Genomic DNA, 13,219 nt, shown 5'->3' with positions numbered 1-13,219 from the left:
GATGGGATTAAATGAAGGGTTTAATGTAACTTTTCTGGGGGAGCAATACCCCATTCCTTTTCCTCAGTTAAGGGAAGATATTGCTCAGACAGCAGTAGAGGAAGGGAAGGTATTTCCTTTTACTCATTTTTCAATCGTTATGAATAAAGACAGGAAATTTGCAATTTACGGAGCAAACAATACGGATCTAGAACAAGATTTGCGAATTGACAGATGTAATGACTGGCATTTTGATGACCGAATCGGTGAGGGAAATCAAGTAGGAGACTGGCTTTACGCTGGAGGCCAAGTAGATTTATGGGATCGAGGTCATCTAGTCAGAAGAAACGATGTAGGCTGGGGAGAAGAAGCAGAGGGTAATGATGCAGATTGTGATTCCTTTTGCTTTGCGAATATCATGCCCCAACATAAGAAATTTCACGCTACAAAATGGGGGGACATTGAGAGGTGGATAATTGAAAGAACAGAAAGTGAAAACAAAAAGCTTTCTATTTTCACAGGACCAATATATACAGAGAGTGATCGGGAATATTGTGGATTTAGAAAACCCCTAGGCTGTGGAATTAAAATACCGGCTGGTTTCTGGAAAGTCGCATTTTATATTGGAACCGATGAACAACTACATTCTACTGCATTCAAAATATTACAAGATGACTATTGGAGAAATGAGGGGCAATTCCATACTTCAAACTCATTCGGGTTTTTAGACAGAATGGAAACCTTAACGATGTATCAAGTTTCCTTAACAGCGATTACAGAAGTTACAGGTATTGTGTTTGAAGAACACCTTTACGAGACCAATCCATTATTATTTAATCCGAATACATTTACGGAGAGCTTGAATATAGTTACGCCAGAAATGCACGTAATTCGATCTCGAGCAGATCTAATATTGGATCGGACCTAGTGAGTGAGGGGAGCAGAATTTCAAATTTGCTCCCTTAATAGGGACTATATTGTTATAGTGAACTTTGCTAACACCATTTGCTGAATTGGAAGCAAACATTATGGAGTTTTAATAGGGAGAGTAGTTAATATAAGAAAAGATAATCCAGTAAATGACAATTAATCAAAAATTGTGTTGAAAAACACCATCATGCAGAACAATAAAGACGAAGAATTTGAGTGAAAAGACTTGATATTAAAAAAAGGATCTGACAGTAAGGTGATCCACAGAAACGCCAGGATAAGGTTGTTTAATAAGCTAGAACCAGGGAGTTCCCCTCTTGTTTTATTCAGGCAAATGGCCCATCAAGGTTAATTTTATTATGATTAGTGATGAAAAAAATGTCAGGAACAAGAACATGTTCCCGTTGAAGTCGCTATTTTAGCGGCTTTTTTGTTTTATCGGTACAAGTTCGTGTACCGAGCCAAGGACAAGAACTTGTACCAATTGCCGGAATGGACAAGAACATCGTCCGATTTCCGATTAGATGTTTATCTAAATTAAAAGCAGATGCAGATAAGCTCTTATTATAACAAAAGATGGGGATTTTGTATGGACGATCATCAAGATATCGATGTGGTGTTTATTGTGCTCGAAGGGGAAGCTTGGGTTGGAGACCGCTCACGAATCCTTTTCAGAGGAGCTGTCGCACTTAGCTTGACAACCCGTCCTCATATAAAAACTAAAATTCATTCAATTTCCTAAGAAAACCCTCCGTTTTTTAGCTTTATATTCAACTGGAACGAATAGGGTTAGTATGGCCCTGTATTTTAATACTGTATTTGGAGCAGTCTATATGTGTTCACAAAACCAATACGAACAAAAAGATCTAGGGGGAAAGCCAATATCGTAAATCCAAATAGACATATGATGGCGGAAGCGGTTTTAAAGCCAATGCAGGGCAAATCGTTTCTTCATTTAAGTGAGCCTGTTTCATCAAAAAATATAAATCAGTTCAAAATTTCTAATGAAACAATAAAAAAAGCAAAAAAGCTATTTAGACAATCCGAGATTGAGGTCGTACAAGCAGGAATGACATTAACTTTAATGGGGCTACCTGAAAAATTTGAAGCCTTGTTGGATGTGAAAATGATAGCTTCGAAAGCCCATAGTGAGGGACCAGAGTACCTTATTCCTAATAAAGATCCTGTTATTCCGGAAGTAATGCAACCCTTTGTAGATGCAATCGTCTTTCCAAAACCTATTTCAATAAAACCCTAAATAGATCAAGAGAGGAGTATTGGTTCACATGGCAAATTCCATTTCATCCGAACTGCCAAATGTTATATTTGCAGAGGCTTCCGTTCACTCTATTGGGGGCCAGTCCGTATTTTCCGTGTCAAGTAAAATTACAAGTGAAACGGTTCAGCACTATCATTCAAAAGAGGATTTGGTGCTAAAGGCGGTCTCTAAGTTAAAGGATAACGGTTTTGAAGTTTTAAATGTAGGTGATGTATCCATTTCAATTGCCGCTTCGCTGCAGACATACGAAAAAGTGTTTAATACTTCAATTGTACCAAAGGAACGCGAGGTTAAAGGAATAGCCGGAAAGTCATCTACCACCATACTGGACTCGACAAACTCGGGGATGCTAGGCTTAATTAACACCGATAAAAGTCCGCTCGCTGACGTCTTGGAAGGCGTGGCAATTGGCGAACGGGTCTTTTATTATGCGCCGACAGTTATGATGGCGGAACGTCCTTTCGCGACCCCTCCTCAGAAAGATTATTATCATCTGGAGCCGCCTCAAGATCTGGTTAAACTTTTGCATGCTGAGGGTGTGCATCAGAGCGGAATTACCGGACACGGCATAAAAGTGGTTATGGTTGATAGTGGGTTTTATAAACATCCGTTTTTCGATAAACACAATTTCCGTTCAAATCAGGTCGTGCTCGGACCTGGTGCAGCTGATCCTGAGCATGATGAAATCGGACATGGTACTGGCGAGTCAGTCAACATTTTCTCGTTGGCACCGAACGTTGATTTCACTATGGTGAAGATCAACCTCTTCAATAGTACCGGCGCATTCAATGCTGCAGTAGCGCTGAATCCTGACATTATCACCTGTAGTTGGGGAATTCCTATCGAAGGCAGTGTTTTATCTGGCTTTGACAAGGTGCTTGAAGCTGCTGTAGCTAATGCGGTGAGTCATGGTATTACAGTGGTGTTTTCTGCAGGCAATGGTCAATTATCTTTCCCTGGCATGCATCCGGATGTGATTTCAGTAGGCGGCGTATTTGTACGGGAAGACGGTACTATGCAAGCGACACCTTATGCTAGCGGATTTCAGAGCAGAGTATATCCAAACCGTCAGAGCCCGGATATCTGTGGATTAGTTGGTTTGCCTCCACAAGCAGCCTATATTATGCTTCCAGTTGAACCAGGGGACCAAATTGACAATGATTTATCCGGAGATATACATCCTCGCGGCGACGAAACTTCTCCAAGCGATGGGTGGGCGGCTTTCAGCGGAACCTCGGCAGCAGCGCCTCAAATCGCAGGCATTTGTGCACTTATAAAGCAGGCAAATCGTAACTTAAATCCATTTCAAATTAGAGAAATATTGCAGCGAACAGCTCGAGACGTCACAGAGGGCCGATCCGCTCAAAATCCGGCTTTGCCGGGTCCCGACCTTGCCACTGGATCTGGTCTAATTGATGCATCACGCGCGATCGATGAAGCAAAACGTATGGGATAGCAAGCCGCAGACTGTCATAGTTCGTAACTACCGCACGAAGGAGGATCAACTAATGGCTGTCCCTCAATTCCCGAATGAAATTATCCTAATGATGGCTAGTCGCGACATGCGAATGCACCACTATATTTAGCATACTGTGCGAAATAATTGGCATCGCCTGTCTAGCTCGACACAGCAGAGTTTGAGAAACTTGGGGTGGGAACCACCCCGACCCGCTCTGAATCAAAAGAGGGATCCTATTTTAAACAATACTTCTTTTGTTTATGCATCGGCAGATGATCGCATCCGTCTCAGGCTTACAACACACGATTAGTAGCATTCGGCGTGAAGGGCAGCCACTCTCGCAAAGCAACCTGCCCAGTGTAATTCAGAAGTAGAGATTCGACAAGCCGTGGAAGATTATATGTACAATTACAACTACCGACGCTTTCAAGCCAAACTCAAACAGTGCGCACCGATTGAATATCGATGCGCACTGTGAGCATAGCTTTTTTCCTCTGTCTACTTGACAGGAGTAAGACTATAGTCACTATTCCTAGTGTCTTTTTTTGTTATCCACTTAGCTAAGTTAGACACATCTAACCTTGTGGAGACCAAGAGGAGATAGAGCTCAAGATAAGTTACTTTGTAGTTCTGAAGAGCAATCACATCTCTAAAAGTAATTAATACATAATACAATTGATAGTGAAGAAGCATCCGAGGTAAAAGCCATGTGTTATATGACAAGGGGACCTTAGTTGATATTTATATTTTAGGTGTTTTGAATTAGATTTTTAGTTATTTCCTAACGTGACGAAAGGATATTCGGAAAAAGAGAAATAGGAACGTATCTCAATTAAAAGGGTGGTTGGCAAGAAAATAACTTTAATTTAAGATAATCACTCTTTAGTTTAGATTCTCATATGTCGATATAAAATAATAAACTGGATTCTATGTTATAGAAATGGAGCTTTTCAGGGGAGGCTACTACAGTGTTGGTAAAAGTTGTTGGTAATGGAGGCCATATACGGGCAAATCCAATAAACCAGTTTTATCTTGTGGAAGACGATTGGAATGACTGGTGGGAATTCAAGACTATGTATTCTTTACGATATGTTAATCATTCTGGTGAGATTGAATATATCGGGAGTCTGAAAATTGGTCAAGTTAATATGTCTAGAAGTCAAAAAAGGCCTGACTTACCAGAGGAGTTTGATCAATTAAATGATGAATTTTTCTCAGTAGGACAAGATGTATCTTACTACGAGTCTCTAAATAATCTTGGAGATGATATTCGGGAAGGTATACTAAAATCATTAAATGATATGGCTCTATTGTCATCTGCATATGAGAAAGCGATGTCACAAAGAGTTACTGGACAATCTTTAATGAGAAGTGTGCAAAGAACTTCAGTACTAGGACAATATCGTCGATTGGCTAAAGGAGATGCAAGACTTACTCCTTATGAGTTCAAATATGTTGGCCCATATTATACAAACACTGAGCGTCTCGAATTGACTTTTGAAGTAGGGCCTAAATCAAACCCTCCAACCAATATTCATATCTTAATTGGTCGAAATGCTGTTGGGAAAACTTTCTTAATGAATAATATGATTGATTCTTTAATCGACAAAAAAAATCCTTCAAAAGTTGGGTATTTTAGTCCTATTTCTGAAGAAATAACCTCTGAGAATTTATTCGCAAACGTAGTTTCGGTATCATTTAGCGCGTTTGACCCAGCAGAGCCACTTCCAGAACGTAGAAACAAGTTAGAGGGGACCCCTTACTCTTATATCGGCTTAAAACAATTTAAGAAACCTCCTAAAAGTCCGGATAACTTGAAATATGAATTTGCAAATAGCTTAAATGCTATAGTCAGGAGTAGTAAAACAACTAGATGGCTCAGAGCAGTAGAGATGCTTTCATCCGATCCAATCTTCATGGAATCAGATGTTCCAAGTATTCTACAGTCTGAAAACGAAGATGGAAGTCAAACAGAATTAGATGAAACAGATTTAATGGATCAGGGTACAGACGAGGAAAAAAAATTAAAATCTAGAGCCCAAAAGTTTTTCCATCGGTTAAGCTCTGGACACAAAATTGTGTTACTAACTCTAACTAGACTAGTTGAGACGGTAGAAGAAAGAACTATAGTTCTATTAGACGAACCTGAAGCTCATTTACACCCACCCTTACTTTCTGCATTTGTTAGGGCTTTATCGGATCTATTGACTCGGAGAAATGCGGTAGCGATCATTGCGACGCATTCCCCAGTCATTCTGCAAGAAGTACCTCGTAGCTGTGTTTGGAAGCTTCGCAGACAAGGGAAAACTCAATGGTCCAGCCGTACTGAAATTGAGACTTTTGGTGAAGGTATTGGTGCATTAACGAGAGAAATTTTCGAACTAGAGGTATTTTACTCAGGATTCTACAAGATGTTAACTGAAGCAGTCGAAGAACATAGTGACTATGTTTCGATACTGGAACATTTTAATAATGAGTTGGGAATAGAGGCACGTGCAATTGTACGAGGACTTGTAGCTTCTATTGAAAAAGAGGAGGAATAAGTACATGCGTTCCCTCCCTAAGCCAACAATCAAAGTAGAAGATGTTTTTATTAAAACCATTAGTAAGGTGAAAGATAAATCATTAAAAAGAAGACTAGAGAAATGCTTGCCAGAAATCATTATAGATTCAAACGAATTTGATCTCAAAGCGAGTAATGCAAAACTACACGAAATTGCAGAGAAGTCCCATGTTAATGGTGACATTACTAAAGATGAAATGATTAAAGTTTATGATGGTAGGCTGGCTAAAAAAGATAGTCCTGGTAGAGAGTTTTATATGACATTAAGATATCCTAAAGGTATTGATAAATGTCCATTATGTGGGCAGTTGCCTATTAAAACTTTGGATCATTATTTGGCGAAAACTAAACATCCATCTTTGGCTATTTCCCCAAATAATTTAGTGCCTGCATGTAGTGATTGTAATAAAATTAAGGGTTCAGTGAATCCAATTAATAGTGAACAAGAAACTCTACATCCTTATTTTGATAACATTGATGGTGATCAGTGGCTGTTTGCAGAGGTTATTCATACAGATCCAGTGTCGTTAATTTTTTATATACGATCTCCTGATAATGCAACCCAACTTATGGAAAAACGGGTGAAGTACCATTTTGAACTGTATGAATTAAATAGTTTATATAGTTCTGAGGCAGCCTCTGAAATTTCAGATATTTCTTACCAGATTGGAAGGTTGTTCGATTTGGGTGGGGCAGAAGCGGTTCGACTGCATCTAACTGAAACTGCAGATAGTTGTTTGAGTTCTCGTAAAAATTCTTGGAAATCAGCAATGTATCAAGCACTCGCAGCAGATTCATGGTATTGTAGCCAACGTACATCTTCGTAGTTTTAATAGACTGTTGAAGGAATATCTTATATAAAAAGAATACAGAAAGATACCTTTATATTGAATAATCTATAGAAGTTCTTTCTGTATTTTTATGTGTGAGTTCTTAATTATAAATAACTCATCTACTGGAGCGTGTCTTCAAACCTAAATTAGCCATAGAAAAATAGAAGCCAGAGATAAAAAAGGTTGCGAAAGTGCAAGACAGTTTATAGTAGCGTGTAGTCAGTCTGCGATGTTTAAGTTTTAAGTTTATTAAAGAAGCACTCCACCAGGAGACGTTCTTTTAAAGCCACCAATCACACTTGCGTGGAACTTTTGGAATGACAGCAAAGACCGGGAGCGCTCATAATTGAGGGGAGGTAAAACATCAAAGGGTTATACTCAGCAAAATGGTGAGCTATGCCGTACATTTCCTTTCACTTAGCGCGCCGCACGCGACTGTAGATGATCAGCTACGTCTTTTCTTTTTGCCTATTACTCAACAGATACAGTTCTCTAATCGCATAAACGAAAAACAGCAGTCCTCTATCTGGAGGATTGCTGTTTTTCTAAACTTTTGTTGTTTCAAGAATAATTAATACGCCCTAATTGGTGATATTTCAATAAAGAACCACTTTTAAGGCGGTTTGCTACTGGATTCAACGGGCTGATTATCTGATTCTAAATTGTACATGAGGAGATTGATCTCCAGTGATGCTGGATCTACACCTTGGCCTGCACAAGAAACTTTTTTCTTATCGTTTTTAACTTTAGAACTGTAAAAATTAAAGTTTCGGTCTAAAGGAGTCTTTACTGGTTCAACTATATTAGATTGAACAGTTACCTTTGGTGAAAAACGAATTGCTGAAAATCAACGCAGAGTCAAGTAGAAACTGATGTATTAACAAGGTTAGTTTCAGTCGCTGGAAATAATCGCTCGTCCCAACCGATTTGCCCTCTACTAAATTCGCACATTTGCAAAGTATTGGCATTCATTAAACATGGGATTTGGGAACCGGGTGGAGAGCAATTAACGCAGTTGTTGTTTGGCACTCCGAGGTGTCCGCTGATTTCTCCACAGGAACAAGACCCATATTCGTCTGCTGCCCCAAAAATATGGCAGGTTTCGTGAGCGAAAACTTTGTTGATATTGTCCGGTCCCCAGCCGTCGTTGTCATAGTTCATTACTACCTTTTCGACGACAGCGTATGCGAAGTGATTAAGGGGATACTTAGTGAAAAATACCACATAAGACCAGTCAGTTTGTCGCTTTGCACGAAGATCATTAGCGTACTTCTGATATCCTGCTCGGCCGGCTGCGTATCCCATGGATGCGAGTGCGGCATCCCGCCAGTCCCTTTCAAATCGCTCGTAAGGATCTGAAGCTCCTGCGTACGGACCTGGAAGCGATGTGACAGTGATAGGGCGTATATCGTAGTTGAAAGAAACTCTTGCTCTAGGTTCAACCCCGGCTAACCAATCAAGGCCCTCCTGAACTTCCTGAATAATTTTTGACCTTTCTGCATCAGTAAAAGCTTCCGCCCCTGTATCTCGAGACACGAGAACGATGCCGACAGCTACTGATCCGATCATATACAGACTCGTTGGTGTCCCAGTGGATTCGGCTACATTTTCGGCCATAAGGGTAACTGCTGATGAGGAATCATGTGGAGGCTCAAACCCTGGGGCATCCCACGCTAAGCCCTCAGTAGGTGATGGAGCTGATGTGAATTTCGCCGATTTGGCTGCTTGTTGAGTTGTTGTCCAAGCGGTAACTGCAAGTTGAGTAATCTCGTCAAGTGGCTGTGTCGGATCAGCAGACGATATCGTCAGATCATTCAGATCTACAGCATCCGGTAACTCTGCTACAAATGCGGTTGGGCTGAACTGGTGAACGACTCGACCGCCCAAGTTGGTAACTTCTGTTCTTGCTTCCACCTCATTGTTTGTGTAACGTAGCACTTTCTGTGTCATTATTCTGTCCTCCATTCAAGTATTTGTATCATAAGATATTATCTTCGTTTAAACGGCTCTTATACATGAACTCTTATTTCATGGGTACATTAATGATGGAGGACGAGAAAAATTAATTTCAGGCCATTGGACGCTCCATAGGTGGAATAACCACTAAAATACACGTGATTGTGGATGCTTTTGGACTACCCTTTGTGGATTGAACCTAACCGCTGAAAACCAACATGATTGTGTCAAAGGATATGAAATGCTTCAAGGCATGGATCTTTCCGGCAAAACTGTTTTGGCGGATCGAGGTTATGATGATATGAACAACATTTTAAATCTGATTTATGAACAAAAGTTACTGCTGTCATTCCAAACCGCAAGCATCGTAAGGTTCAATGCAAGTATGATGGGTGGCTTTATAAAGAACGTCATCTGATGGATTGCTTCTTTACTAAACTTAAACATTATCGCAGACTGAATACACGCTACGATAAACTGTCTTGCACTTTCGCAGCCTTTTTATCTCTGGCTTCTATTTTGCTATGGTTAAATTAGGTTTGAAGACATGCTCTATTCTAGTCACTGAGAATGATTTTATAAAATATAAAACACTAACATACCTTATTTATTGTAGCTTAAAAATAGTGTACATATTTTGTTGTTTTGGAATTAGCACTATAAAAAGCATCGAACTGGTAAGGAATAGATTATAGTGCAGTATTGACAAGACAATATAAATCATGGCAGTAAAACGTCGTCAACCGAAGCCTGGCTCCAATACTGGAGCGCCAAAACCGCTGTGATATCTGCAGGAGTTAACAATACATATGGGCATCCCAATCCGGGAGTGATGGAACGTTTAGAAGCTACCGGGTCAGATATTTATCGTACAGATCAGATGGGGGAGGTTCAGATGAGAGTGAAAGATGGGAAGATCGATATTCGATACAAGCTGGTCGGAGTTGAGTGATGGATACTACATGGCCGCATAGTAAGCAGGTTGAAGAGTTTAGAAAAACGGATATGACGGCACGCAATGTGACTTAACCCATAAGAAGATAAATTTTCACCCATATGTGTGCTGGAATTTGCTTTAATTTCCGTTGTTTTTGCCTTTCGGAACACAAACAGAAGCATAAGTTTGAGGAGTCGAAATTGGAAGCATAAAGTTGCTGTGAATTTCCAATAGAATGATAATTCGAGTATACAGCCAGCTAATCTATAGGGGTTCTTTTACGTTAAGCTAGCGGGCAAGTTAGTTCAATCATGTCGACAGTATCTTTTAGAAATTCACAAAGGCAGGAAAGTATGAGAAGTATGTGGAATAAATATACAAATTTATCTTATTTGGAGGTTGTAAAATGACGTTCCCGACACATATTGTATCTGCAGGTGGAATTGTAGAGGATGGAACTGGAAATATCCTTTTAGTAAAAGCCCATGACGATGGTTGGGTGTATCCTGGTGGGATAACTGAAGTAGGAGAAAACCTAATTGATGGTGTCATCCGTGAAATCAAAGAGGAAAGTGGAATAGACGCCACGGTTAGCTATTTGATTAGTGTTATTTCGAATACAGCAATCCATAAGTGGTATGACGGTGTGACTGATGTCCCCACGAAGGTCATGTTTGATTTCGTGTGTAAATCTGTGGGTGGAGAGTTAGCTACTTCTAATGAAACGAGCGAATGCAGGTGGGTTCCCAAGGAAAATGTTCTGGATTTGATTACTTTACCTGGAATCCGCATGCGTTATGAAGCTTATTTGAACTTTAACGGCTCTGTGAATTATATGGAGTATGTCACTGCGTCAACGACAGAATTTAATGTCAAGATTCAAAGAAGTATTTAGTTGTACGAGGGATCGTGTATTGAACTAACGGGAAACGATAACTCAATAAAACTAAAAAGCAGCTGATCAATGTGATAGGCTGCTTTATTATGCCAAAAATCAATAGCATACAATGGTTAGACTGATTGCCTTGTCCATTCATTAAAACACTGAAGTGCTAATCACGTATTGGAACCATAAGTTTACCAAATGGAAACCTTATGGGTTAAGTCGTACGCAATCTATTTATCGGTGTGAAGATGAGTGAAGAAAACTCCGATTTAATACCAACTGGAAGGTTAAAAAGACAAGAGAACATACAACAATATGGATAGTCAGAGCGGAAAAAGTATTGAAGTTAAGTGTAAATATCGAGTAGATGATCCCACCTATGAAGCCTAATAGACCATATGCGGCAATAGCAACGAGCAATCTCATATACGTATTATCTTTTTTTCTGTATAAAAGTAATCCATCCACCAATATAGAAAGGGGCGTAATTAAGAAAAGTAAAATAGCGAGGTTAATCAATAATCCAACCGCAAATTTATACCCGAATGAATAATAGTAAGTATTCTCTAATCTTTCATCTATAGGGACATAGTGATATATCCCCATTGCAAGTGAAATGAAAATTGCAGTTAATACAGCTGCAAGTATTTTTCCGCGCGGCCTATTGATTCTATGGGATTTTGTCATTATGAGCATTAACCTCCATCTTGAATAACTATATTCAACAACTGATAGACTTAGGGAGTTATTATATTTTAGCATACACAGGCTGAGAAAGAATGAGTGAGGGACATTGAGAAAGTAGTATTTGGTTAACCAATAACAGAAAAAAGTCGTTCCGCTGCGAACGACTTCTTTTTGAATTTCATGATAATAACACATTTCAATCGTTATGCGTTATGAGGATAGTTTGGTTGTCAGTTAGTATAGTTGACTAGGGAGGAACGACTCTCACTCTTTTGCTTTTGAGATACTAATCGGCAAGCTAATTATAGTTGCGCTGAACAAGTTGAGTATGTGATCAATTTGATCCCAACTTTTATGCCCTATTATCATATTAAATGCAATGAATAAAGCACTACTGAGAAGAAAGAATCCCATGAAGTATTTGAAAAAGATTTTTAGATTCATTTAATCACCCTATATTCAATTGAAATTTTGTTGCGGTTGTACGTTTATATGCCATTTTAGATTATTGAATAGAAGTATTTGTATGTTATTCGTTAATTTCGTGTAAAAATATGGTTGTAGTTGCGGTTTTTATTAGTGTTAAGTAATTTTATTGCAGGATTATGGATATTTTTACCCAATATTAGTTAGGCCCGCCTTGAAGAAGGGCTAGAGATACCAAAGTGACCATATCAGATATCAAAATTGAAAAGATTAAATACGGTGATCGAAGTTACTCTATTATCTTCCGTAATGCAAAAGGAAAAACCGTTTCTGCCTACGCAGGAGGTGCACCTTCCAGTGTGACGGAGATGCTTGCCGATTCCAACCAATTCTTCTCTTCTGATCCGTATAAGAAATACAATTGGTCCAAGTCCACTTGGAATAAAATCATTGCTGGAGAAGTAGTTTTAGGAATGAACATAACTCAGGTGCGCCTTGCTTGGGGAGATCCATCGAGCATTACGTATGAAACGAGTTCAAAAGGCAAAATCGAGGTTTGGGTGTATGCCAGCTCCGCAGGCATAAGAGCTTTAGGGTTTCTCAATGGCAAACTGATGGCGATTTACTGATAAATATACCAATTCATCACTTCAATTGATTGCAAGTTACAGCACAGCACAAAAAAAGCCCGCTTTCCGTTACACTCCAGGAGGGAGAATATCGGAAAACGGGCCATTTTTTCAAAATGTAGAAGAAATATAAGAACTACTCTACGCCATCCTTAAAGTGTTTGCTCCAGTGTTTGTCGCCCTTGTGCAACAGATCTTCTACCGTTTTCTCAAGAGTCATCAATAGTTGTGCTCTGACATCCAGTACGGTTTCTCTGTACAAGCGTTCTTCCGATCCAACGATTTTATCGCCGTATAATGCCTGTGCAGCTACGTACTTCCGATGTTCCTCGACCAGAGTATCAATGGACTCCAATGCATGTTCAACAAAGTGGGAAATACTTTGATATTCTTTGGGCATTTGTTCTTTTAAAGCTTGAATTTTCGCAAGAGCTGGCATGCTCATCACCTCGTGTTTATGAATGTAAATTTACAATACACTATTTTCATGAAAATTGCATTAAAATCAGCTTAAATTTGGACAAATTTCGACTTTTTTTATTTTAGGAACCAAAAAAGTGCTTATCTATAATGTATGCCATTGCATTTGAATTGAGTCGTGTAAGTAATGGAATCCCTTTTGGATACGTTTGGTGACTCGTTATGCAATTTCTGT

Annotated in this window: 10 protein-coding genes and 1 pseudogene; 9 read left to right on the top strand and 2 right to left on the bottom strand. The window is 39.3% G+C overall.

Translation table 11 applies throughout. The features are described 5' to 3' along the window. Position 1: 1 nt before the first annotated feature. From MKY01_RS22395 to MKY01_RS22375, 5 genes are all read left to right on the top strand, one after another. Positions 2-907, top strand: coding sequence for a DNA/RNA non-specific endonuclease (locus MKY01_RS22395; protein ID WP_339283547.1), 906 nt, complete (start codon positions 2-4; stop codon positions 905-907). A gap of 837 nt (positions 908-1,744) precedes the next feature. Beyond that, on the top strand, positions 1,745-2,167 hold the full coding sequence (locus MKY01_RS22390) for a hypothetical protein (protein ID WP_339283545.1): 423 nt from the start codon (positions 1,745-1,747) through the stop codon (positions 2,165-2,167). A gap of 28 nt (positions 2,168-2,195) precedes the next feature. Then, positions 2,196-3,644, top strand: a complete 1,449-nt coding sequence (locus MKY01_RS22385) for a S8 family serine peptidase (protein WP_339283544.1) — start codon at positions 2,196-2,198, stop codon at positions 3,642-3,644. 974 nt (positions 3,645-4,618) lie between these two features. Next, positions 4,619-6,190, top strand: a complete 1,572-nt coding sequence (locus tag MKY01_RS22380) for an AAA family ATPase (protein ID WP_339283542.1) — start codon at positions 4,619-4,621, stop codon at positions 6,188-6,190. Between the two features lie 4 nt (positions 6,191-6,194). Then, positions 6,195-7,037, top strand: coding sequence for a hypothetical protein (locus tag MKY01_RS22375; protein WP_339283540.1), 843 nt, complete (start codon positions 6,195-6,197; stop codon positions 7,035-7,037). Positions 7,038-7,901: 864 nt separating this feature from the next. Here MKY01_RS22375 and MKY01_RS22370 read toward each other — a convergent pair. Continuing rightward, positions 7,902-9,008 carry a hypothetical protein gene (locus tag MKY01_RS22370; RefSeq protein WP_339283538.1) on the bottom strand — a complete coding sequence of 369 codons (1,107 nt, stop codon included), beginning with the start codon at positions 9,006-9,008 and terminating at the stop codon, positions 7,902-7,904. Between the two features lie 104 nt (positions 9,009-9,112). Here MKY01_RS22370 and MKY01_RS22365 point away from each other — a divergent pair. The 4 genes and pseudogenes from MKY01_RS22365 to MKY01_RS22350 all read left to right on the top strand — a co-directional run. Then, a pseudogene (locus MKY01_RS22365) lies at positions 9,113-9,204 on the top strand (IS5/IS1182 family transposase); the annotation flags it as partial. Between the two features lie 576 nt (positions 9,205-9,780). Next, positions 9,781-9,951, top strand: coding sequence for a hypothetical protein (locus MKY01_RS22360; protein ID WP_339283536.1), 171 nt, complete (start codon positions 9,781-9,783; stop codon positions 9,949-9,951). A 391-nt stretch (positions 9,952-10,342) separates the two neighbouring features. Beyond that, positions 10,343-10,831 carry an NUDIX domain-containing protein gene (locus MKY01_RS22355; protein WP_282320686.1) on the top strand — a complete coding sequence of 163 codons (489 nt, stop codon included), beginning with the start codon at positions 10,343-10,345 and terminating at the stop codon, positions 10,829-10,831. Between the two features lie 1,343 nt (positions 10,832-12,174). Then, positions 12,175-12,564 carry a hypothetical protein gene (locus MKY01_RS22350; protein WP_282320687.1) on the top strand — a complete coding sequence of 130 codons (390 nt, stop codon included), beginning with the start codon at positions 12,175-12,177 and terminating at the stop codon, positions 12,562-12,564. A 136-nt stretch (positions 12,565-12,700) separates the two neighbouring features. On the opposite strand, the gene MKY01_RS22345 is transcribed toward MKY01_RS22350, so the two are convergent. Next, a complete protein-coding gene (locus MKY01_RS22345; protein ID WP_017687204.1) occupies positions 12,701-13,003 on the bottom strand; it encodes a hypothetical protein in 303 nt (100 codons plus the stop codon). Between the last annotated feature and the right edge of the window lie 216 nt (positions 13,004-13,219).

The organism is Paenibacillus sp. FSL R5-0486, assembly GCF_037975155.1.
Classification (GTDB): Bacteria; Bacillota; Bacilli; order Paenibacillales; family Paenibacillaceae; genus Paenibacillus; species Paenibacillus amylolyticus.
The sequence above is the reverse complement of the archived record's forward strand: the minus strand, read 5'-3'. Positions and strand labels throughout refer to the sequence as shown.